Origin of the sequence: Arcobacter sp. CECT 8985, from assembly GCF_004116495.1 — a bacterium.
Lineage (GTDB): Bacteria > Campylobacterota > Campylobacteria > Campylobacterales > Arcobacteraceae > Malaciobacter.
Map to the genome: position 1 here is coordinate 1 of NZ_PDKC01000008.1, position 22,875 is coordinate 22,875.

At 23.3% G+C, this 22,875-nt stretch carries 22 protein-coding genes and 1 pseudogene; 13 read left to right on the forward strand and 10 right to left on the reverse strand.

The genetic code is table 11. From position 1 onward, the window contains the following. Positions 1-221 precede the first annotated feature (221 nt). The 5 genes and pseudogenes from CRU93_RS14390 to CRU93_RS05105 all read left to right on the forward strand — a co-directional run bounded on the left by CRU93_RS14390 (position 222) and on the right by CRU93_RS05105 (position 5,780). A complete protein-coding gene (locus CRU93_RS14390; protein WP_309109275.1) occupies positions 222-1,013 on the forward strand; it encodes a methyl-accepting chemotaxis protein in 792 nt (263 codons plus the stop codon). A 60-nt stretch (positions 1,014-1,073) separates the two neighbouring features. Continuing rightward, a pseudogene (locus tag CRU93_RS14395) lies at positions 1,074-1,199 on the forward strand (hypothetical protein); the annotation flags it as partial. A gap of 526 nt (positions 1,200-1,725) precedes the next feature. After that, positions 1,726-2,265, forward strand: coding sequence for a hypothetical protein (locus tag CRU93_RS05095; protein ID WP_129103109.1), 540 nt, complete (start codon positions 1,726-1,728; stop codon positions 2,263-2,265). A gap of 40 nt (positions 2,266-2,305) precedes the next feature. Then, a complete protein-coding gene (locus CRU93_RS05100) occupies positions 2,306-3,424 on the forward strand; it encodes a DNA repair exonuclease (protein WP_129103110.1) in 1,119 nt (372 codons plus the stop codon). Beyond that, entirely contained in the window at positions 3,411-5,780 is a 2,370-nt protein-coding gene (locus CRU93_RS05105) for an AAA family ATPase (protein WP_129103111.1), read from the forward strand. Before CRU93_RS05100 ends, CRU93_RS05105 begins: the two co-directional genes overlap by 14 nt. 14 nt (positions 5,781-5,794) lie before the next feature. Here the strand turns inward: CRU93_RS05105 and CRU93_RS05110 are convergent, their stop codons facing one another. The 3 genes from CRU93_RS05110 to CRU93_RS05120 form a co-directional block, all read right to left on the reverse strand. Then, positions 5,795-6,553 (reverse strand): hypothetical protein, encoded by a 759-nt coding sequence (locus CRU93_RS05110; protein ID WP_129103112.1) that lies wholly within the window; start codon positions 6,551-6,553, stop codon positions 5,795-5,797. Positions 6,554-6,718: 165 nt separating this feature from the next. After that, entirely contained in the window at positions 6,719-7,405 is a 687-nt protein-coding gene (locus CRU93_RS05115) for a DNA-binding response regulator (RefSeq protein WP_129103113.1), read from the reverse strand. After that, entirely contained in the window at positions 7,377-9,239 is a 1,863-nt protein-coding gene (locus CRU93_RS05120; RefSeq protein WP_129103114.1) for a 7TM diverse intracellular signaling domain-containing protein, read from the reverse strand. The genes CRU93_RS05115 and CRU93_RS05120 overlap by 29 nt, the downstream gene beginning before the upstream one ends. A gap of 190 nt (positions 9,240-9,429) precedes the next feature. On the opposite strand from CRU93_RS05120, the gene CRU93_RS05125 reads away from it, so the two are divergent. After that, positions 9,430-10,206 (forward strand): hypothetical protein, encoded by a 777-nt coding sequence (locus CRU93_RS05125; protein ID WP_129103115.1) that lies wholly within the window; start codon positions 9,430-9,432, stop codon positions 10,204-10,206. Positions 10,207-10,277: 71 nt separating this feature from the next. Next, positions 10,278-10,793: a 3'-5' exonuclease gene (locus tag CRU93_RS05130; protein WP_129103116.1), complete on the forward strand. Its 516-nt coding sequence runs from the start codon at positions 10,278-10,280 to the stop codon at positions 10,791-10,793. 16 nt (positions 10,794-10,809) lie between these two features. On the opposite strand, the gene CRU93_RS05135 is transcribed toward CRU93_RS05130, so the two are convergent. From CRU93_RS05135 to CRU93_RS05145, 3 genes are read right to left on the reverse strand one after another with little or no spacing between them, the layout of a single operon-like run. Next, entirely contained in the window at positions 10,810-11,310 is a 501-nt protein-coding gene (locus CRU93_RS05135) for a DUF2721 domain-containing protein (protein ID WP_258238838.1), read from the reverse strand. Then, a complete protein-coding gene (locus CRU93_RS05140) occupies positions 11,311-12,597 on the reverse strand; it encodes a DEAD/DEAH box helicase (protein ID WP_309109276.1) in 1,287 nt (428 codons plus the stop codon). A gap of 36 nt (positions 12,598-12,633) precedes the next feature. Beyond that, positions 12,634-13,458, reverse strand: a complete 825-nt coding sequence (locus tag CRU93_RS05145; protein WP_129103118.1) for a LysR substrate-binding domain-containing protein — start codon at positions 13,456-13,458, stop codon at positions 12,634-12,636. Between the two features lie 92 nt (positions 13,459-13,550). On the opposite strand from CRU93_RS05145, the gene CRU93_RS05150 reads away from it, so the two are divergent. Beyond that, positions 13,551-14,726, forward strand: coding sequence for a YbfB/YjiJ family MFS transporter (locus CRU93_RS05150; RefSeq protein ID WP_129103119.1), 1,176 nt, complete (start codon positions 13,551-13,553; stop codon positions 14,724-14,726). Further along, the gene (locus tag CRU93_RS05155) at positions 14,713-14,922 is read left to right on the forward strand and encodes a 2-hydroxymuconate tautomerase family protein (protein ID WP_129103120.1); all 210 of its coding nucleotides are present in this window, start codon (positions 14,713-14,715) and stop codon (positions 14,920-14,922) included. The genes CRU93_RS05150 and CRU93_RS05155 overlap by 14 nt, the downstream gene beginning before the upstream one ends. 12 nt (positions 14,923-14,934) lie before the next feature. Here the strand turns inward: CRU93_RS05155 and CRU93_RS05160 are convergent, their stop codons facing one another. After that, entirely contained in the window at positions 14,935-15,258 is a 324-nt protein-coding gene (locus CRU93_RS05160; protein WP_129103121.1) for a hypothetical protein, read from the reverse strand. A gap of 79 nt (positions 15,259-15,337) precedes the next feature. Here CRU93_RS05160 and dgt point away from each other — a divergent pair, with 79 nt between their 5' ends. Further along, a complete protein-coding gene (gene dgt / locus CRU93_RS05165) occupies positions 15,338-16,810 on the forward strand; it encodes a dGTPase (RefSeq protein ID WP_258238839.1) in 1,473 nt (490 codons plus the stop codon). A 14-nt stretch (positions 16,811-16,824) separates the two neighbouring features. Here dgt and CRU93_RS05170 read toward each other — a convergent pair whose 3' ends face one another. Beyond that, positions 16,825-17,829 carry an adenosine deaminase gene (locus CRU93_RS05170; protein WP_129103122.1) on the reverse strand — a complete coding sequence of 335 codons (1,005 nt, stop codon included), beginning with the start codon at positions 17,827-17,829 and terminating at the stop codon, positions 16,825-16,827. Between the two features lie 453 nt (positions 17,830-18,282). Here CRU93_RS05170 and CRU93_RS05175 point away from each other — a divergent pair, with 453 nt between their 5' ends. Together CRU93_RS05175 and CRU93_RS05180 are read left to right on the forward strand one after the other, a co-directional pair. Next, the gene (locus CRU93_RS05175; RefSeq protein ID WP_258238843.1) at positions 18,283-19,134 is read left to right on the forward strand and encodes a radical SAM/SPASM domain-containing protein; all 852 of its coding nucleotides are present in this window, start codon (positions 18,283-18,285) and stop codon (positions 19,132-19,134) included. 2 nt (positions 19,135-19,136) lie between these two features. Further along, positions 19,137-19,934 carry an EI24 domain-containing protein gene (locus CRU93_RS05180; protein WP_129103124.1) on the forward strand — a complete coding sequence of 266 codons (798 nt, stop codon included), beginning with the start codon at positions 19,137-19,139 and terminating at the stop codon, positions 19,932-19,934. Here CRU93_RS05180 and CRU93_RS05185 read toward each other — a convergent pair. Further along, positions 19,927-20,610 (reverse strand): response regulator transcription factor, encoded by a 684-nt coding sequence (locus CRU93_RS05185; protein WP_129103125.1) that lies wholly within the window; start codon positions 20,608-20,610, stop codon positions 19,927-19,929. The genes CRU93_RS05180 and CRU93_RS05185 overlap by 8 nt on opposite strands. Before the next feature lie 29 nt (positions 20,611-20,639). On the opposite strand from CRU93_RS05185, the gene CRU93_RS05190 reads away from it, so the two are divergent. Continuing rightward, a complete protein-coding gene (locus tag CRU93_RS05190) occupies positions 20,640-22,250 on the forward strand; it encodes a cache domain-containing protein (protein ID WP_258238840.1) in 1,611 nt (536 codons plus the stop codon). A 165-nt stretch (positions 22,251-22,415) separates the two neighbouring features. Here the strand turns inward: CRU93_RS05190 and CRU93_RS05195 are convergent, their stop codons facing one another. Beyond that, positions 22,416-22,778, reverse strand: coding sequence for a hypothetical protein (locus CRU93_RS05195; protein WP_129103126.1), 363 nt, complete (start codon positions 22,776-22,778; stop codon positions 22,416-22,418). Positions 22,779-22,875: the final 97 nt, after the last annotated feature.

Here is a 22,875-nt window from a genome sequence, read left to right on the forward strand (position 1 = left end):
CTGATAATACTGCACCTTTCAGGTGTGGAAACGTAGGTCTCTGCCAGCTCTTGAGTTTTGTTTTTACTTTTTACTAAGCCTTTATCTATAACAACTTTTCTCTTGTTATTGATATGGGCTTTTTTTTATACCCCTTACTTATCCCCTTTTCTTTTTCCCTACTGTTTATTTTTTACTATACTTTTTAATTTGCATATTTATAATTAAATGGCGCTACTGTTATGGGGTATGAAATTATATTGATGAGTACTAACTGTAGTTGGTTATTTACCTTTATTCATATTATAGTATTTATTTTTGAAGAAATAGTTCTTGTTTATATTGTTTATTCAGTAATAAAACAGTTTATTGAAGTTAAAAAACTTCAATTAGAATCAACAGCTTCTTTTGAAAAGTTACAAAAAGAAACTTTACTAAATAAAAGTATTATAGATGTAACTATTGAAGTAGCAAATAGTGTTAATGATGGGAAACTAACAAAAAGAGTTCATTCAAATACTACAGATGAGAATATTAATTCATTAAAAGAGATTATAAATAATATGATGGATAATTTAGAAAATAAAATTGCAGATGATATTAATAAAATTTCAAGCGTATTGGAAAACTTTACAAATTATAATTTTACTACAAAAGTTGATTCTAAAGGTGAAACTGCTGAGAACTTAAATAAGTTAGCAGATGGTATTACTAAAATTCTAATAGAAGATAAACAAAATGGACTTTTTATTCAAAATAGTGCTATGGTATTATCTTCAACTGTAAACACGTTAAATGATTCCTCAAATCAAGCTGCAGCAATTGAAGAAATAACATCTATTATAAAATCAAGTAATGAAAATATAAATAAAATGTTTACTCTTGCAAATAATTTAAATACTTCTACACAAGAAGGAGAGAATTTAGCAACAAAAACAACTACAGCTATGGAAGATATAAATACACAAGTTCAAGCTATTAATGAATCAATCACAGTGATTGATCAAATTGCTTTCCAAACAAATATTCTTTAACTAAATGCTGCTGTTGAAGCTGCTACTGCAGGTGAAGCTGGTAAAGGTTTTGCAGTTGTTGCACAAGAGGTAAGAAACCTTGAATCATGTTCAGCAGAAGCAGCCAAAGAGATAAAAGATTTAGTGGAAAATGCTACAATTAAAGCAAATGAAGGTAAAATAATTGCATCTGATATGATAGGTTGATATAGTGATTTAACTAGTAAAATTACTCAAACAATTGAATTAATCACAAATGTTACAAATGTAAGTAAAGAGCAAGAAACTGGAATTGTTCAAATTAATGATGCAATTAATTTTTTAGATAAACAAACTTAGCAAAATGCTTCATTAGCAAATCAAACTCAACAAATTGCAGAGGGAATTTTAAAAAGTGCTGATGAGAAAGAGTTTATTGGTAAACAGAGTGTTCAAGTACCAAAACTTGAAAAAGTAAATAGTGTTGAACCTCAAAAGAAAAAAGAGTAAGTTAAAACAAAAACTACAGTAAATTCGAATAATGATGAATGGGAAAACTTTTAATAAAAGTTTTCTCATAAAAAAGTATTATTTAATATAATATCTTTATTTTTTTAAATGACAATTTCTGTTTTTGATTGCTCTTTTTGTAGGCTTTTTAACCTTTTATTTTACTACTTTTTTTTATCTATTTTTATTCATACTTTATTAATCTTTTACTGTTATAATTCATTACAATAAAAAAAGGAAATATATGAAAGATAGGCTACATGAAATTATTGCAGAAATTTCAATATTACATAATGAATTTATTAAAAATGATAAAATATTAGATGCAAATATTATTGTTGATGAAATATCTACTCAAAGTGAAGATTTGCAAGAACATTATTTAAAATTACTTTTGCAATATTATTTTCAACAAAATGATTTAGAAAATGTAAAAAAACTATTATTATTAGGTTATAAGTTTGATATTAGGTTTGATGATATAAAACAAGCATTTACTAAGATTGTTTCTAATAAAGAGAATGTAATAGAGTTTTTTGATGATGCAGTTGTTTTTGTAAATGATAACAATATAAAAGAGCCTTTGAATATAATGTATGATTATTATAATGCTAATGAATCTAATAAAGTTAATTTAGAGCAAGCTGTAGATATTATAAGAAAAAATAGATATATTTGTGCATTTTGTTATAAGCATATTGGTGAGTTGCCTTTTTGCGAGTTTTTTATAAATGAAGATTTATTAGAGAGTCTAAAAAGAGATTTGCCATATCTTTTAAAATAAAATTTTGTGAATAAATAAAATTAATTAAATTGGAAATGATTTGAAAATAGTACATTTTAGTGATACACACTTGGGGTTTAGTGATCTAGATATTATAAATGATGAGGGTATTAATCAAAGAGAAGCAGATTTTTATAAAGCATTTGATGATATTATCGATGAAATAATTAATTTAAATCCTGATTATATTATACATACGGGTGATTTATTTCATAGGAGTAGTCCTTCTAATAGAGCAATATCATATGCATTGAAAAAATTTACAATATTAAATGATCTTAATATTCCAATTATTTTAATTGCGGGAAACCATTCAACACCTAGAACTAATTACTCTTTGCCTATTTTATCTATATTTGATAATTTTAAAAATGTATATTGTGCTTATAGTAGTAAATATGAAATGTTTGAATTTGATAATATTATTTTTCATGCATTGCCACATTTAAATGATGAAAATAAAATATATGAAGAATTAGAAAAAATTGAAAAGAATATAAATAAAAATAAAAAAAACATTATGATGCTTCATTGTAGTGTAGGAGCTTCTTATTTGATGAGCGAGTTTGGAGAGTTTGTTTACCCTCATGACAAAGAATATTTATTTGATAAAATGGATTATGTGGCATTAGGTCATTGGCATGGTTTTTCTAGTGTTAAAAGTTATGAAAATGTATTTTATAGTGGAAGTAGTGAACGTACATCTTTAAATGATAAAAGAAGTAATAAAGGGTTTATATATTTTGATTTATCAAAGGATGATTTGATAGTTGATTTTAAACAAATTAAAATAAGAGACTTTGTAAGTTATGAAATTGATGCAAACGAATTATTTATTAAATTAGAAGAGTTAAGTTATTTAAACTTAAAAGATTCAATTGTACAAATTACTATTAAAAATTTAAATGCACTTGATTCTATAAATATTTCAAATAAACAAATTAAAAGTTATTTTTCATCTTCTTTATATGTTGTTGTTAAAAGAGAGTTTATTTCTACAAATTCTACAACAATAGAAGATATTCAAGCTGTTTCTTTAAAAGAATATTTTACAGACTTTTTGAAGGACAATTCATTGGAAGATGAATTTTCAAGATTAAAATTGAAAAGTGATGAGTTATTTGATAAATATGAGGATAATATTGATGATACTATCTAAATTATATTTAAAAAATTTTAAAAAATATGAAGAGTTTGCAATTGAATTTTTTGATGGCTTAACAGGAATTATTGGTAAAAATGGAAGTGGGAAATCTACTATTTTTGAAGCTATTTTATTTGCTTTATATGGAGAATTAAGAATTAAAGGTTCAAAAGAGTTAATTAAAAATATAAATGCAGATGAAAAAGATGAACTAAGAGTTGAGCTTACTTTTGAATTTGATTCTTTTGAATATAAAGTTGTAAGAGAATTTAGAGGAAAAAATTTAACTGCAAGTGCAAAAATTTTTAAAAATGAACAATTACTTTGTAATGGTTCAAAAGAAGTGACAAAAGAGATAATAAAACTTACTAAAATGAATAAAGAAGCATTCTTAAGTACACTTTTTGCATCTCAAAAGCAGTTAACTAAATTGAGTAGTTTAGACAAAGAAGAACGAAAAAAAATGATAAGAAGGCTACTTGGTTTAGAAAAAATTGATTTTATTGAAAATTATTTAATATTACAAATAAGAGAATTAAATAGAGATATAAAAAACTTTTCTTCTTATTTATTGAATATTGAAGATATTGATGAGTTTTCAAAAAAGTTAAAAAATCATAATGATAATTTAAAACTAATAAACATTCAAATTGTAAATGAACAAAATAATAAAGAGAAATTATTAAGTGAAGAGAGTGGTAAAAAAACTCAACTTGAAACTTTTAATAAAGTTAAAGAACAAAAACAAAATTTAGAACATAATATAAAACTTGAAGAGTCAAATTTTAAGTTAGTATCTGAAAATATAAATAAATTAAATGAAGAATTAAAACAGTTAGAATTAAAAAAAATAGAGTTTGATAATATAAAAGATATAAAAGATAAATATGAAGGACTTTTATCGTCAATAAAAGAACAAGATTTTTTAAAAGAGAAGTATTTAAAAAAACAAGCTTTGATTAAAGAAAGAGATGAATTAAGATTATCATATAAAAAACAAAAAGAGGATATTTCTAATATTCAAGAGCAATTAAAAGATGAAAAGAGTGTAGAAAAACAGCATTTACAATTAAAACATGATATTTCTGATTTACAAAAACAACTTCAAGATAAAAAGATTACAGATAGAGAATTAAGAGATAAAATTGCTGGACAAGAAAATCTAATTATAGATACAAAAAATAAAATTGATACTATTCAAAGTTTAGGACGAAATTCAAAATGTCCAACTTGTACTAGAGATTTGCTTGATGATTATGACATGGTTTTAGAAAATTTATATAATTTAGTTGAATCAAATTATCAAAAAAATATTGATAATTATAAAATAGAGTTAGAAGAGCTAACTAAAAAAATAGAAATAAAACAAGAAAATCTTGAAAAAGTAATAAAAGAAGAAAAACAATTACATACTCAAATTTATCTGTTTGAGGAAAAGAAAAAGGATTTAGCAAATAGCTTAAATTATTTACAAGACATAGAGTTAAGAGGAAAAAGTAATAATGAGCAAATTGAGAAACTAAATTCTTATGTTTATAATGAAAAGAAACATTTACAAATAAAAGAAGAGTTAGAATTAATAAGAAAAGATTATGATAAATTTTTGTCTTTACAAACTCAGTTAAAAAGAGAAAATATAATTTTACAAAATATTAAAGAGTTAAATAAAAATAAAGAAATTTATGAAATAAATATTAAATTAAGAAAAGATCAATTATTAACAATAAATTATGATGAAAATAAACATATCTCTTTGGAAAAACAAATTGATGATATACAAAAAAGAAAAGATGAATTATCAGAAATAATTCATAATAAAAGATTGGAAGAGTCAAGAATAAAAGGTGAAATAAAAAATATTAATAGACAGCTTGAAGAGAATGAACAGAAAAATAAAAAATTACAGACTAAAATTGATGATTTAAATGATTATACAAAAATTAAAATCGCACTACAAGAATTTAAAACAACAATAAATTCTAAAATTGCTCCAAGGATTTCACAAATTGCTTCAAATATGTATGCAAAAATTACAAAAGGAAAGTATCAATTAATTGAAGTTTCAAATGATTTTGATTTTTTTATTTTTGATGAAAATAAAAAATACCCAATTGAAAGATTTAGTGGAGGAGAGATTGATTTGGCAAATTTAGTATTAAGAATTGCAATCTCAAAAACACTTCAAGAATTAAGTGGAAATGCTCAGATATCTTTTCTTGCTTTTGATGAAATATTTGGAAGCCAAGATGAAAATAGAAGATTAGAAATACTTGAAGCTTTTAGTACAATAAAAGAGCAATATAGACAAATATTTTTAATTAGTCATGAATCTGAAATTAAAGAGATGTTTGAACGTGTTATTGAGCTTTAAAGTAGTCTAGAAGACTACCTTAAAAAAGCTTTTTGGAAAAATTTTGAGATTTTTGAAATATCCCATGATGTAATTATAAATATTTTATTTAATTCTCCATATGAAGTTAATTCTTTTTCAATATTAAAACCACCAAATTTTGAATATAATTTGTAATGCTCTTTACTTATTACTGAAATTGTCCCATTTATATTATTTTGTTTTATTATTAAATAAATTCCTTGTGTTAGATTTTTGAAATCAAGGTTAAGACTATTTTTATTATGTTTTATTGTAAGTCTTGAAACTTCAGCAATATTTTTGTATTGTTTTCTAATATAATCTAAATCTATCTTTTCTTCTATTGGGAGTTTTCTTTCAGAATCAAAGATTAGTCTACAAGTACTTGTTATTGTATTTTCTGTTTTAGTATATATTATTGCAGAATTTTTATCATAATTATCAAAGTTAAGCCCTTCAATTATTTCTGGAAATTCTTTATTATAATTTAATTTAGTATATATCTCACTTCTTAGTTTGTATACATTAATTAAATCTTCAACACTTTTTATAATAAACAAGTTTTTGTTGTTATTCTCAAAATTTAGATCTTTATTAAACTTAACTGTCTTCTCTACAACTTCTTCAAGGAAAAGCCTATTATTAAATAGTTCAAGTGCTTTTAATTGCTGTTCATTAAAGCTTTTTGGCATGTACTCTAAAGAGTTATTTATTTTACTTTGGATAAGCAACTGCAATTGTTCAATTGATTCGTTTTTGTTTATGTTAAACATATTCTACCCTTTTTTTTAAGATAAAATATAATAAACAAATGTTGTCAAATAAATCGTCACATTTAATATTTATAAAAAATTAGAATGATTTTAAAAGTATAAAAAGAGAATAAAATTAGATGTTTTTATATATGTAAAATTTTAAGTGCAAAAGTTGTAGGTAAATTATTTTATATTTAGTCTACAACCAAAAGATTGTATAGTTTCAATTAACTCAGGGTCAATTTTATTTCTTAGTCTGTAAAGTAAAGTTCGAAGAGAACTATCTGAAACAGTGCTATTTGGCCATATTTCATACTCGATATCCGCAAATTCAATAATATTTCCTTTTGCTGCAATTAGTAATGAAAATAGTTTTGTTTCTTGTTTGCTGAGTTTTATAAACTTTTCGTTGTAATAGAGGGTATTATTTTTTGTATCGTATTTATAACCATTTTTTAATAACACTATATTATTATCTAATTCATTTAAATTATTTAATCTGTTTTTTGCCACTAATAATGCAGGTGCAATGGATTCTCTATTATATGGTTTTGTCAGATAAGTTGCAACAAAATTTCCATCTATTGCTTTTTGCATTGTTTGTTCATCAGAAAAAGCTGTTAGAAATATTACAGGAGTATATTTTATCTTTTGAATATCTTTTGCTGCTTCAATTCCATCCTTACTATATTTTCCTAAATCAATGTCCATGATTGCAATATCAGCAGGGTTGTCCTTTTGTGATTTTATAGTTTCTTCATAATTTGTAACACATTTAGTAACTTCATATCCAAGTGCTTGAACACTTCTTTTTATATCAAACCCAACTATTGTATTATCTTCAAGTATTAATACTTTTGTATTCTTCATTGTCCCTCCAAATTATTTTAACAGAAACACTATTCTCACTTTCAATAGTTATATTTCCTTTTAATTGATCACAAGCTAAAGTATTTATTAACATTAATCCAAGTGAGTTAGTTGGTTTTGTTGAATCATATCCTTTTCCATTATCTTCTACAATCAATATATATTTATTATTAACTTTTTTTAATTTTATATCTATTTGTCCATTCATTTTATCATCAAATGCATATTTAAATGAATTGGATATAAGTTCATTTATAATTAATCCACAATATATTGCTTCTTCTATTTTTAAGTTTGTTTCGATTTGGAAATTGATTTTAACATTTTCACAATTATAGCTTTGCATTACTTCATTTACTAAGATTTTAAAATATTTAACAGTATTTACATTTGTTAAATTATCTTGCTTATATAATAGTTCATGAAGATGTCCCATTGCATTAATTCTATTTTGTATAGTTGTTAATACATCTTTTAATTTTTCATCTATAATATCATCACTTTGAAGTCTAATTAATGAAACTATAGTTTGCATATTATTTTTTACTCTATGATTTAATTCTTTTAATAATAGTCCTTTTTCATCTAATGCATTTTTTAGATCTTTTGTTTTTTCCTCCACTTTCAATTTCAAACGAGCTTTCTCATCTTTTTGTTGTAAAATAAGTTTTTCTTGTGCTTCTTGTTTATCTTTTTCAAGTATCTTAATTCTATCTGCAAGGGCGATTGAAAAAACTATTGCTTCTATCAATAATGAAATTTCTATATAATAAGGAAAATTTATGAAGACATTATACATACCAATACTAGATAAATACATAAACATTCCAGCAGTTAAAAATATTGACCATCCAAATAAAACAAAATAAGCTTGTCTATTTCTTTTTATACTTGTATATATAGTTATTATAACTAGATATATTAATAAAATAACAGAAAAAATATTTCTATATTTGTTAAAACTATCAGTAATAAAAAATATACTTAATAAAAAAGGAAATAAAATAAGATAAATAGTTAATGTTTTATTTATTATTTTATATTTTTTTATATTTAAGAAACTTTTTGTAAATAATGCTAGTGCAAGAGCAGGGAATCCCACAATATATGTCGCATAATGAATAAAAGGCATTACCCAGTTATGTGGTAAAAAATAGATATTAGTAACACCTGAATACATAAGATGATGAATTAAAATACCAAATATATATAATACATAATATAAATAACTTCTATCTTTTGTAAAGAAAAAGATAAATAAATTATAAAAACCAAGAATAGACATACCACCAAAAAATAAAGCTAAAATAACTTGATGTTGCATCTCTTTTATGTAGAAGTTTTCACTATTAAATAAGTTTAATTTTATTATTAACGTAGTTATATAAGATGAGGCTTTAATATAATAAGTTTTTTTTTCTTTTGGTTTTAATAAAATATTAAATATAGGATTAATTGTTTTTCTATTTTCACTTAAATGTGCAAGTCCTTCTTTTTTTAATAGTTTATTATTACTATATAGATATACATTTGTTGTTAGTGCATTATCATATTCCAAAATTTTATTTATTGTGTTTTTTGTATTATTTTTTAGTGTAAATTTAATCCATACATTAAAATTAGGAGAATAACCAAAACCAATAGATTTACTATTTATTTTTTTAAATTTAACTTTTTTAACATTTTTAATTGTTAATTTTTTTGTTTTATCAATAAATATTTCACTTTGAGGAAAAATATTATAAAAATTAGTTTTTTTATTAATTGAGATTATATTCGCAAGTAAATTTAAATTAAGTATTACAAGTAATAAAATAAGTTTTCGTATAAACATTTAATAATTAACCTAGAAGAATTTAATTCTATTGTACAAAAAAAATACTAATTTTTTAGTAAATCATTAAAAGTGTGACGCAAAGTGTGACACCGAAGTGTTATTATATAATAATTAAATGTCAATTAGTATACTGGATGTATAGATAGACTTGGTCTATCCTTTATTGTCTTTGATATTAAGGAATATTATGAGTTTAAATGAAATAATAGAAAATTGTATTAAAATTTTTAATTTTAATGTTAAAAGTGAATTTCAAAAATTATTAGAAGTTCAAGTTGTGTCAGTTAAAAAAGATAATTTCTTTAATAAAAACAATAATTTAATAGTAAAGCATTCTTCAGAAGGGTCTATATATATTAGTGAATGTAAAATTGAATTGACAAAAATAGATGATTTTGAAAAATCTTCTATAATAAATATTTTAGATATATCAAAAGTTATTAAATTGAAAAATGACTTTTTACAACTAAAAAAAATGGTTCCAGTTTTAATTCCAATAAATTTATGTGTTGCAAGAGTTTATGAATCTAATCCTCATAATTCTTCTTTGGCAGATATTTTAATTGTTGATACAATCTCTTTATTATCATATCTTGAAAAAAATATTATTGATGAAGATTTAATTATTACGACTGATTTTTTGGATAAAAATAATATTTCTTATAAATATTTTAAAACAGGAAATCAAAAAGAAAAAATGCTTTTAGAAAATACTTTTATTTTATATGAAAGTCAAAATAAAAATGAAAGTGAAATTTCTCAAATGCAAAATTTTATAATTGATGCAGAACTTTCAAATTTAGGTAATTTTGTTGAAATGTTATATTATAATTCTGAAAATAATTATTGTATATTGGAAATTTGTGACAATTATGATAAACAAATATTGAATCAAATAAAACAAATTGCAAAAAAGAATATCAATAGATATTTTATTTTAAATAATGGATCAGAAGTAGCATAATATTAGTTCATTTTTTATTTTAATTGTGTAAAATTATGAAAACATTATATTAAAATAAAATAGTGAGAAAAATGATAATACTTGATTTTGAAACAAATAGTAAAAGTGTAGGCGATGTAATAGAGGTTGCAGCAGTAAAAATTGACAACCAATTTAATATTTTAGATAAATTTCATAGATACTATTTATCTAGATATCCTTTAAATCCTTACTCTTTTGCAGTTCATAGATTAACCCCAGAGATGATTATGGAATATAGAAAAGACAAATCCTACTCTTCTTATTTTACAGAAGATGAAGATTTTTTTGACTTTTGTAAAAGTAGTGATACTTTAGTTGCTCATAATATATCTTTTGAGTTAAGACATTTAAATAAAAAAGTCTATTTTAAAAATCATATATGTACTATGAAAGAGAATAAACATTATGTTTGTGCAAAAAATAAAAATGGAAATATTAAAAATCCTAAATTAGATGAGACCTGTGCTTTTTATGGTATAGAGTTTGATGAAAACAGACATCATACAGCTACTTATGATGTTACAAAAACTTATGAAATATTAAAGTGTATGCCTAATATTTTTTAATTTAAAGTAAAGATGATTATTTATTAACCTCATCTTCACTTAAAATTTCTTCTTGTTCTTCTTCATTGTTATGTTGTTGTTCATTTAAATTTTCATGCTCTTTTTTATATGATTTACTATATTTTTTTATACCTTCAAGTTCATAATTAATTGCATCTACAGAAATAAATATTTCATAAAGTGCTATTATTAAAGATAGAGTCATTGCAAGAAGACTTAATCCAAATAATATTTCTCCTGATAAGTTTTTTTCTAAAAATATTAAAAACATAGAAATTGTACATAAAATTAGTGATGATACACCATACAATTGCATAGCTTTTATTAATGAAACTCTTTTTTTCAAGTTTTTTATTTGCTTAGATGCTTTAGGAACTTTTCCATCCCTTGCATTTGCACTAAGACCTCTTATTAACTGACCTGTTGTTAAAAACCTATTAGTATATGCTAATAAAAGTAGTGAAATAGCAGGAAATAGCAGTGCAGGTGTTGTTATTGCAATACTTATTGATTCCATTTATTTTCTCCTAAAATTTCTATTCTCATCTCTTTTTGTTGTTTTTTTAGATTTAATTTTTTTTTCTGGCTTATCACTTCTTTTTTTATCAACTTTTTTCTTTTCTAATAATTTTTTCTTTTTATGTTTATAAAGTCTAGGTTGCTTTTCAGTAAGTTCATATCCTTGCAAAACTAATCTTTTTATAGTAATCATTAAATCTTTTTCAATTTCTTCAAGAGCTTTGTACTCTTTTGCAGATATTAAAGTAATTGCATTACCTTTTTTATTAGCTCTTCCTGTTCTTCCTACTCTATGTGTAAAATCATCAGTTGATTGTGGTAATTCAAAGTTAACAACATATTCTAAATCTTCAATATCTATACCTCTTGCAGCAATATCTGTTGCAACAAGTACTCTTATTTGTCCAGCTTTAAAATCTTTTATGGCTTTATTTCTTGCAGACTGTTTAATATCACCATGCATACAAAGTGTTTTTAATCCATCTAAATTAAAGTGTTCAGTTATTTCATCAGCAGTTTTTTTTGTATTTACAAAAACTAATACTCTTTCAAAGTTTTTTGAACCAATTAGATATGATAACATTTCTATTTTTTTGAAGCTATCAACTTTATAAGCAGTATGCTCAATAATATTAACTCTTTGTCTTACATCTGTTAATTCAAATACTGTTGGATTATTTAAATACTCTTTTGCAAGTTTTTTTACATTTTGAGATATAGTTGCAGAAAACATCATGATTTGTCTATATGAACTAGTTTGAGAAAGTATTGTTTCAATCTCTTTTACAAATCCCATATCAAGCATTGTATCTGCTTCATCTAATACAATTTGATTTACACTTGAAACATTTACTGCATTATTTTGAATATGGTCAATTAATCTTCCTGGCGTTGCAACGATAATATCTGTTCCATTTTTTATTTTTTCAGCTTGAACTTTATTATTTACTCCACCAAATGCAACGCTATGTTTTATATCTAAATATTTAGAATAATCTTTAATATTTGAAGATATTTGTTTTACTAACTCTCTTGTTGGAACAATTATAAGAACTCTAGGTACTCTTTTTTTACTAAGATCAATCTCATCTTTTAATTTTTCAAGTATTGGTAGTAAAAATGCAGCAGTTTTCCCTGTTCCACTCTTTGCTGATGCAATAATATCTTTTTGATTTAAAATTGCAGGAATAGCATTTTTTTGTACATCAGTTGGGCTTTCATACCCTTTTTCTTCTAGTGCTTTTATAATCTCTTTTGATAGTTTAATTGAACCAAAATTTTCGATAAGAAGTCCTTTTTTATTATTTGGCGAATTATAACATTATAAATCTTGTTTTTTTAAATAATTAGATATTAAAGGATCATCATTTATTCTACAAATCATATATGTATGAATATTTTTTAGATAATCTGGTAATTTTTCTATAAATAAATCTTCCTCAAGATTTAATTTTTGCACAACACTTAATGGTAAAATTGTAATCCCCATTCCTAATTTTACACATCCTAATATTGTTTCTAAGCTTCCAAATTCAATATTTTTATACTTAATTTTTTGCTGTTTTAAATAATCTTCCATATATTGTCTATATGTACAACCTTTTTTAAAAGATAAAATATTATTTGAGTGTTTATTTTTTTTTGATTTTAATAAAACTAATTCTTCTTTATACTCTTTTAATATCTTAAACTCTTTTTCTTTTGGTTTTCCACTTATAAATGCAATATCTATTTTATATTCTAGTAATAACTCTTTTAAATCTTTAGTTGGCGAAGTTGTTAATTCTAAGTCCATTTTTGGATATTTTTTATGAATTTTATTTAATAATGTAACTACTTTTGTTACTGCACTTGATTCAGTTGTTCCAATTTTTAGTGTTTCTTCATGTTCTATATGTTTCAAAAAATCTTCTGCTTTATTTATACTATTTACGACTTCATTTGCATAAGGTAGTAGTTTTTTTGCAATATCTGTTAATATAATTCCTTTTGTATTTCTATAAAAAAGTATTTTATCAATACTCTTTTCTAACTGTTTTATTCTTGCAGTAACATTTGATTGTGCACAATTTAATTCAACTGATGCTTTAGAAAAGCTACGGTTGTTTGCTACACTTAAAAAAACTTTTAAAAGGTTTGAATCCATCACTAATCCTTATATCACTTATAGTGATAAGTTATTTGACAAAATATAATTTTTAGTGATATTATACCAAAATTTAAAAAATGAGAAATAAAATGAGAGAGATATTTAATAAAAAAAGTAATACAAATATAATAATAGCTGGAATATTTGCATTAATAGTAGGAATGGGTGTTGCAAGATTTGCATTTACTTCTTTACTTCCTTCAATGCTAGAAAACAGGATTGATATTAGTTTTGCAGGGGTATTAGCCTCAATTAACTACTTTGGATATTTGCTTGGTGCAATTTTTGCAATATTTTTAAAAACAGTAAAACAAAAAGTTTTATTTTTTAGAATTGGTCTTTTTTTAAGTATATCTACTACTATTATTTTAGGTCTTAATACAAATGATTTTTTATGGATTAGTTCAAGGTTTATTGCGGGATTTGGTTCTGCAATGCTTATGGTAATTGGTTCATCATTGGTTATGAGTAGATTAGATTTTAAAGATAAAACAAAAGCTATGGGAATTCATTTCTCTGGAATTGGTTTTTCTATGGTTGTAACTGATATTGTTAGTAGAAGTGTTTTAAACTATTTTGATTGGCAAAGTTCATGGATAATACTTACTGTTTTAGCAGTATTTTTATCATCATACTCATTTTATATTTTAGATGAAGAGAAAAGTATTAATTTTGTAAAGATAAAAACAAAAGCTTTTAAATTTGATTCTTTTGTTTTTGTTTTAATTTTTTCATATTTTACTGTTGGTGTAGGTTTTGTTGTACAAGCAACTTTTTTACCTGATATTATAAATAGTATTAAAGGTTTGGAAGGGTTTGGTTCAAATTCATGGCTATTAGCTGGAATTGCTGGAATACCTTCTTGTATTATTTGGATGAGGTTAGCTTATAAATTTGGAAGTTCAAATATAATTTTGGTTTGTATGTTTTTATTGATAATAAGTATTTTAATACCTACTTTTACAAATAGTTTATATTTAAATCTATTAAGTGCTTTTTTATATGGAGCTACTTTTATTGCATTAGTTGCACTTTTTTTAAATTTGGGTGGAAAAATTGCAAGTTCAAACCCTGTATTTTTAATGGGAGCATTAACTAGTTCGTATGGGATTGGACAAATTAGTGCACCTTTATATTCAGTTGCATTAATAGATAAATATAAAAATTATGATATGAGTTTATATATAACAGCATTTATACTTTTTTTAGGAGCAGTAGTATTGTATTTTAATAAAAATAAGGAGAAAAAATATGCCAGTAATTAATGTAAAAATGACCCACGAGGATGGTGGAGCAACAAAAGAACAAAAAGAAGAATTTGCAAAAAAAGTAGCTGATGATTTTGAAAAAGTTTTCAAAAGAAGTTCAAAAAGTGCAGTTGTAATAATAGAAGAAATTAATACAGATAATTATTCTATTGGCGGTGAAACTATTACTAATATTAGAAAAAATAAAGCTTAGAATTTCTAAGCTTTAGATGATTTGACCTAAACCATCATCAATATATTCATTGATCTTTTTTAAAAACGTTTCATTTGAAACTTTACCTACTTTATTAAAAATAACTATTTGTTCACCAAATTCATCATGTATAAAATGCTCTTTTTTTATAACGTCTTTATATAGTTTTTTTGATTCTTCATCACTATCTATTTCATTAAATAAAAACCAGTTTGCAGTTGAGTCTTCAATTCTAATCAATCCATATGTATTTTTATCATCTATATAATCTTGAATTGTGCCATTATCAAATTTTGCACCAACTACCATATCATAATCGTTTAAAAGCATTTCCATTAATTATTCCTTTTTTTTAAAAATGCAATTATAACTGCAAATAAGTTATAATTAGTTTTAAAAATAAAAAAAGAGCTTTATGATGATAGATTATAAGAAAAAATTAAATACAAGTAGAGAAGTTTATCCTATTAATGATATAGATAATTCAGTTGAAAGTGATAGAGGTAGAATAATTTCAACTCCAGCATTTAGAAGATTACAAAAAAGAACACAAGTATTTCCTTTGGAGTTAAATGCAGCAGTAAGAAGTAGATTAACACATTCAATTGAAGTTCAACAAAATTCAAGATATATCGCAAAAACTATTTTAGATGAAATTAAAAAGCAAGGTAATTTAGAAAAATATAATTTAGACTCTTTAGAAAATGCTTTTGTATCAATATCTGAAATGTCAAGTTTATTACATGATATAGGCAATCCTCCATTTGGACATTTTGCAGAATTATCTATTAATAATTGGATGAAAAATGATGGAATCGCTTGTTTAGAAAAGTTATATCCAAATATAAATGAAGATAATATTGAAATAAAAAAAGAATTAGTAAGAGATATAACAAATTTTGATGGAAATGCACAAGCTATTAGAATTATAAAATATTTACAAAGATTAAACTTATCTTACTCTCAAATCGCTTCAGTTTTAAAATATACAAGAGGAGCTTTTGAAGAAAAACCAGAAAGTTCTGATAACTTAAACTATTTAAAAAAGAAACCAGGATTTTATTATTCTGAAAAAGATTTTGTTAAAAAAGTATGTGAATCCCTTGAAATAGAAAAAGGGTGTAGATTCCCTCTTACATATATTATGGAAGCTGCAGATGATATTTCATATTTAACAGCAGATATAGAAGATGCAGTTGATAAAGGTGTATTTACTTTAGATGATTTATATATATATGTTTTAAAAGAGTGTAAACAAGTAAATGAAAAATATGAAAAAGACGAAACATTTTTATTAGATCTTATTAAAAGATATTATAATAAAGCAAAAGAGCAAGAAGATGAACCTTATCAATTTAATCTTTTCTTGACTTTAACAAGAGCAAGTTTAATAAATAATTTAGTTAAATATGTTGCAAAAGTATATTTAACTAATCATCAAGAGATATTTGATGGGACATTTAATAAAGCATTATTAGATTTTGATAAAACAAATAAATATTCTTTAGCAATTGAAGTTTTACAAAATATTTCTATTAAATATATTTATAATAACAAAGAAAAGCAAGCATTAGAGTTAAAAGGTCATGCAATATTACATGGACTTTTAAATTGCTATAAACCTATATTAGAGCTTTCAAGTGAAGATTTTTTAAAACTTGTATGCAAAAAAAGAATTGATTGCTTTGTATCTGCAAGATTAATAGGACGATTATCTTCAAAACATATAGTTGCATATAGTAAGGCAATTGAAGAGTTGAATAAAGATGATGAACAAAGATTTAATTTACTTGAATGGTATTATAGAGCAAGATTAATTGTTGATTATATATCTGGAATGACAGATGATTTTGCTTTAGATGAATATCGCACTTTATCAGCAATTTAAGAGGAATACTCCTCTTAATTATTTTTTATAAATTCATCTACAATATTAATAAATTTTGCTTTTTGTTCATTTGATATAAAAGATGAATTAAAAGAGTTTTTTACAAGTTTTATAATATTTTCTTTTGATAAATTTAAATTATTAGAAATTGCATGAAAATTATCATTTAAATATCCACCAAAATATGATGGGTCATCTGAGTTTACAGTTACATTTAATCCATATTCTAACATCTGTTTTATATTGTGTTCTTTCATATCTTCAAAGACTTTTAATTTTGTATTTGACAAAGGGCATACTGTTAATGCAATTTGATTATCTTTTAATCTTTGCATTAGTTTATTGTTGTTTATTGCTTGAACTCCATGGTCAATTCTGTCTACATTTAATAAATCAAGAGCATCATTTATATATTCAAAGCCTGCTTCTTCACCTGCATGTGCAACTAATTTAAATCCAAGGTTTTTTGCTTTTGAAAATACATTTTTAAACTTACTTGGAGGATTTCCTATTTCTGATGAATCAAGCCCAATTCCTATGATTTTGTCTTTAAATTTTATTGCTTCTTTTAAAGTATCAAATGCTTCTTCTTCACTTAAGTGTCTTAAGAAGCACATGATTAATTTAGAACTTATTGAAAACTCATTTTTTGCATCTTCTAAAGCTTTTGAAATTCCATTTATAACTGTTTCAAATTTAATACCTCTTGCTGTATGTGTTTGAGGGTCAAAGAAAATTTCAGTGTGAATAATATTATTTTGTTTACATTTTTTTAAATAATCAAATGTTAAATCATAAAAATCTTCTTCATTTATTAATACTTTTGCACCACTATAATAAATATCTAAAAATGACTGTAAATTGGTAAAGTTATATGCTTTTTTAATATCTTCAATTGTTTTATAATTAAGTTTAATATTATTTTTTGTCGCAAGTTTAAACATTAGTTCTGGTTCTAATGTTCCTTCAATATGTAAATGTAATTCTGCTTTTGGAATATCATTTATAAAGTTTTTCATTTAAATCCTTTTATTAAATGAATTTATATCTAAAAAAAACTAAAAAATATTTGAACTTTAATTTTAGTAATTAATTGAAAATGTACTATTTTTTTTAATCTTTTAAGGTATAAAATTTTCTCAATATAAATTTACAAGGAGGTGTAATATTGAAATATAATAATTACGAAGCTGTTTGTAAAACTAAGTCAAAAGGTATTTGAAATAGTAGTTGATGTTGTATAGTATACAACCAACACCGCCATTATTATGGCTTATATATGTAATCTTTTGAATATAGTTTACATAAGCTATTGGTGCTATATAGCAAATTTACGGTTAAACACTATATATACTTATTTTCTTAAACCCTTCACATATTTATGTGGAGGGTTTTCTTTAGTCTTTATTTGATACAATCATAAAAAAACAAAAGGTATATTTATAAAAAAGTTTAGAAAAGTTCATATTGAAATAACTAATATTTGCAATTTAAAATGCACATTTTGTCCTCCCAAAATTATGCCAAATGCAACTATGAGTTTAGAAAAATTTGATGAATTAAATTTACAATTAAAAGAGCATACTAAAGAGTTGGCTTATCATATAGTTGGAGATCCTTTAGTTCTTTCAAATTTAAATGACTATTTAAATATTAGTAAAAAACATAATTTAAAAGTAAATATTACAACAACTGCAAATAATATTAATCAAAAACATTATAAAGCATTAATAAATGAAACAATTAAACAGATTAATTTTTCTATTAATTCATATAATGCAAATTCTCATAAAAAAAGTCTTGATGAATATTTGGATCCTATTTTGGCTTTTATAAAGTATGCACAGGAAAACAATCATGAATATTTTATTAATTTAAGAATTTGGAATTTAGATGATAATAAGAGTGCAAAAGTATTTAATGAAAAAGTATTTAATAAGATTAATAAGACTTTTAATACACAAATTAATATTGATGAGGTTTATAAAAATAGACCAAAAAATATAAGAATAGATAGAAAAATATTTTTTAATTTTGATGAATATTTTAATTGGCCAAATTTAAAAAATGACTTTGTATCAAAAAATGGATTTTGTTATGGATTAGATTCTCATTTTGGTATATTAAGTGATGGAAGTGTAGTTCCTTGTTGTTTAGATCAAAATGCATGTATTAATCTTGGAAATATAAATAAACAATCTATAAAAGATATTTTGAGATCAAAAAGAGTAAAAAATATTCAAGATGGTTTTAGAAAAAATATACTAGTTGAAGAACTATGTCAAAAATGTGAATATAGAACTAGATTTGATAAAAAGGATTAGAATTGAATGAAATTGATTTAGTAAGAGTTAGTTTAAGGGATTTTTTAACTAAACAAATGTTGAAATACTCGATTGTTCCTTTACTTGTAACATTAATTATTATGTTTGCTATATTTTTTAGTACAGCAAGTTATGGTATGGATTCTTTATCAATAATGATCACTCAAGTACAAAATGGACAGGATGTTGTAGTTTCTCCTGATGCACCCTTTTATTATTCATGGATGAATTTTTTACTACAATACTCAGTTACAGCTTGGATAGTTAGTTTTTTAGTTTATACTATAGGTATAGTTTTTATTATGATGTTTTCTGTATTTATTACACTTGCAATTATTGGTTTTTTAACTCCATTTATATTAAATACTTTACATAAAAGACATTATAGTGATTTACCAATGCAAGGATATGGAAGTTTAATGTCTCCACTATTTGTACTTATAAAAAGTACATTATTTATGATATTGCTTTTTTTTATTTTAATTCCCTTATATTTTATTCCCATATTAAATATAATTGCATTTAACTTGCCATTGTATTATTTTTTTCATAAGTTGTTAAATCATGATGTATCATCAACAATATTAAATGAACAAGATTATAAAATAATTCATAAAAGTGAAAAAAATAGTTTTAGAATAAGAACATTTTTACTTTATATGTTATCGATGGTTCCTTTTATTACTCTATTTTCAGCAGTATTTTTTATAATATATTTAGGTCATGGATATTTTATTGAGTTAAGAAAATTAAAACAAGGAGAAGCTTGCGCTATAGATAAGTTCTTAGAACTTAAATAACTAATCTATAGCCTGTACCTTGGATATTTTTTAATATACCATTTGGAAGTTTTTTTCTAAAATTTTTAATAAATAGTCTCATTGCATTTGGAGTCATGATATTAGTATCATCCCAAATCTGAGTCTCTAATTCTTGATATGTAATAATTCTATTTTTATTTATAAGAAGTTTTAAAAATGCATTTTCTTTTTTAGTTAAAATATATTCAACATCAGGACCGATTACGCAAGATTTACTTTCATCATAAATCCATTTAGGAATAAGGTTGTAAACTGGTGCAGTTGCATAACTTTTAATAAAAGCCTCAAGTGCTTCTGTTAATTTCGCTTCAGTTATTGGTTTTATAATATATTTTACTAAATGTAATTCAGTTGCTTCTAACATATACTCTAAATCAGTATGTGCTGAAGTAATAATAACTCTAACTTTTGAGTCAGTTTTTCTAACTCTTTTTATTAAATCAATACCTGTTTCTTTTGGCATTCTTATATCTGTGATTATTAAATCTGGTTTTTTTTCTTGATAAATTTTAAATGCATCTTTTGCATTTTTTGCTAAATATAAATTTTTGAACATATGTTTTAGAATTTCATAGATATTATTCCTAATCCCATCTTCATCTTCAACATATAATAAATTGAAACTACTTAATTGTTTAATTAAGTCTTGATTCATAGTAAAATCCTTATTAGAAAAGATATGGTATGATACCAAAAAATAACCTAAGCAAAGATAAACAATTTAAAGGCTGGATAAGTAAATTGCAATTAATAACAGAAAAAAACATTTCAAAAATGATTATTTATATTTTTATTATTATTATGTCTTCAATGATTTTTATGATTTCATATTTTTATGTTCAAAACACAAATAATAATTTTGAAAAAGAGATGCAAAAATATATTCATGAATATTACAATAATCAAAGAGCTATATTAAAAAAAGAGGTTGATACTGTTATTGATATTTTAAATTATAATCTTACAAAAGATAATATGACTCAGCATGAGCTAAAAGAAGATGCAATTAGATTATTAAATAACATCTCATTTCAAGCAAAAAAAAGTGATTATTTTTTTGTTTATGAGATTAAAAAAATGCAGGGTGGAAAAGATTTTGCAAGACTAGTAGTAAATCCAAACCGTCCAGATTTATTAGGTAAATTAATCTCAACAGATTATAAAGATCAAAATGGAAAAAAATTTCGTGAAGAGTTTATGAAAGATATAAGAAAAAAAGGTGAATCTTTTAAATTGTATGCATATAAAAAACCAAATTCAGATGATGTAAAAGAAAAATTATCTTTTTTTAAATATTATAAACATTGGAATTGGGTTATTTCAATTGGTGTTTATACAGATGATATAGAAAAACAAATTGCTTTAAAACAAAATACTTTGAAACAAAGAGTAAAAAAACAAGTTATTCAAAATATTTTACTTTTTTTACTTTTTTTAACAATAGCAATTGTTATTTCTATTTTAATATCTGAGAAAATAGATAATGTATTACAAACATATCAAGCAAAAGTAAAAGCAAAATCTGATGAACTTATGCTGTTAAATGAGAATCTAGAAAAGAGAGTCTCTTTAGAAATTGATAAAAATAGAGAACAAGAACAGTTACTTGTTCAAAAATCTAGGTTTATAGCCTTAGGGGAAATGATATCAAATATAGCACATCAATGGAGACAACCTCTTTCTGAACTTTCATCTATTTTTATGTTTATCAAATTTAAATATAATTTAAATGCCTTAGATAAAGAAACAATGGATCAAAAATCATTAGAAGCTGAGAAAGTATTGGAGTATATGTCACATACTATTGATGATTTTAGAAATTTCTTTATGCCTAAAAAGGATAAAGAGAAATTTAAGTTAAATCAAGCAATTGAATCAGTAATGACTATATTATCAAGTGCATTAAAAAATAATTATATAAAAATAGATATAAATATTGATGAAAATATTGAAGTTGATACTTATTTAAATGAGTTTGAACAAGTTGTCTTAAATATCATTTCAAATGCAAAAGATGTATTAATTTATAATCAAATAAAAAAACCATTTATAAAAATTTATGCAAAAAATAATAAAAATAGTGTAAATTTATATATTGAAGATAATGGAAGTGGAATAGAAGCTAAACCTATTGAGAAAATATTTGAGCCATACTTTACAACAAAAAATGATAGTGATGGTACAGGTATTGGACTTTATATGTCAAAGATTATTGTAGAAAAGAATATGAAGGGTAAATTGAAAGTTGAAAATACGATTAATGGGGCAAGATTTGAGATAGTTATTCCAATATAACTATCTTAATCTTTTTTGTTTCTAAATTGATCTTCTTTCTTTTTAGTTAAAAAAGCAAGAAGCAGAACTACAACTATTATTATTGAGAAACTAATAATCTCATTGGTAAAATTTTCACTCATTTTATTTCCTATTAAAAGGAAATTGTATTAAAATTGCTTTAAATTAATATAAAATTTCGTTTAGATTATCATCATATTTTTTTAATAAAATAATATGAAAAAATCTACCTATCCAATACAAACTAATTGCAAATGCAAAAAATAGTATATAATAATTTATTGTATTTGAATATATAGACAAAATACAAAGTAGAATTACTGTTGATATTTTTGTTAAAAATATCCTTTGTCTAGACTCTTTTGCAAAATTGACATAAAAAAGTAAAAATATAATTAAAAATGATAAAATTCTAAAGTTATCATCCAAAATATGATTAGAGGTTGATACACCAAAAGCATATAAACCAATCAACACTACGCTTACTAGACTTAATAGCAAACTATTATCTTTCAATATTATTCTCATAATAACTCCTTTCTTTAATATTCGAACATAAGCCTGACATAATTGACATATAAATGACAATTCCAATTTAATTATAATATTTTTAATATTAAAAAAA

Bases quoted from the DNA above. Each gene is read 5' to 3' on its own strand.
- CRU93_RS14390 (WP_309109275.1), top strand. From the start codon at position 222: ATGGGGTATGAAATTATATTGATGAGTACTAACTGTAGTTGGTTATTT.
- CRU93_RS05095 (WP_129103109.1), top strand. From the start codon at position 1,726: ATGAAAGATAGGCTACATGAAATTATTGCAGAAATTTCAATATTACAT.
- CRU93_RS05105 (WP_129103111.1), top strand. From the start codon at position 3,411: ATGATACTATCTAAATTATATTTAAAAAATTTTAAAAAATATGAAGAG.
- CRU93_RS05110 (WP_129103112.1), bottom strand. From the start codon at position 6,553: ATGTTTAACATAAACAAAAACGAATCAATTGAACAATTGCAGTTGCTT.
- CRU93_RS05115 (WP_129103113.1), bottom strand. From the start codon at position 7,405: ATGAAGAATACAAAAGTATTAATACTTGAAGATAATACAATAGTTGGG.
- CRU93_RS05120 (WP_129103114.1), bottom strand. From the start codon at position 9,239: ATGTTTATACGAAAACTTATTTTATTACTTGTAATACTTAATTTAAAT.
- CRU93_RS05125 (WP_129103115.1), top strand. From the start codon at position 9,430: ATGAGTTTAAATGAAATAATAGAAAATTGTATTAAAATTTTTAATTTT.
- CRU93_RS05130 (WP_129103116.1), top strand. From the start codon at position 10,278: ATGATAATACTTGATTTTGAAACAAATAGTAAAAGTGTAGGCGATGTA.
- CRU93_RS05135 (WP_258238838.1), bottom strand. From the start codon at position 11,310: ATGGAATCAATAAGTATTGCAATAACAACACCTGCACTGCTATTTCCT.
- CRU93_RS05145 (WP_129103118.1), bottom strand. From the start codon at position 13,458: ATGGATTCAAACCTTTTAAAAGTTTTTTTAAGTGTAGCAAACAACCGT.
- CRU93_RS05150 (WP_129103119.1), top strand. From the start codon at position 13,551: ATGAGAGAGATATTTAATAAAAAAAGTAATACAAATATAATAATAGCT.
- CRU93_RS05155 (WP_129103120.1), top strand. From the start codon at position 14,713: ATGCCAGTAATTAATGTAAAAATGACCCACGAGGATGGTGGAGCAACA.
- CRU93_RS05160 (WP_129103121.1), bottom strand. From the start codon at position 15,258: ATGGAAATGCTTTTAAACGATTATGATATGGTAGTTGGTGCAAAATTT.
- dgt (WP_258238839.1), top strand. From the start codon at position 15,338: ATGATGATAGATTATAAGAAAAAATTAAATACAAGTAGAGAAGTTTAT.
- CRU93_RS05170 (WP_129103122.1), bottom strand. From the start codon at position 17,829: ATGAAAAACTTTATAAATGATATTCCAAAAGCAGAATTACATTTACAT.
- CRU93_RS05185 (WP_129103125.1), bottom strand. From the start codon at position 20,610: ATGAATCAAGACTTAATTAAACAATTAAGTAGTTTCAATTTATTATAT.
- CRU93_RS05190 (WP_258238840.1), top strand. From the start codon at position 20,640: ATGATACCAAAAAATAACCTAAGCAAAGATAAACAATTTAAAGGCTGG.
- CRU93_RS05195 (WP_129103126.1), bottom strand. From the start codon at position 22,778: ATGAGAATAATATTGAAAGATAATAGTTTGCTATTAAGTCTAGTAAGC.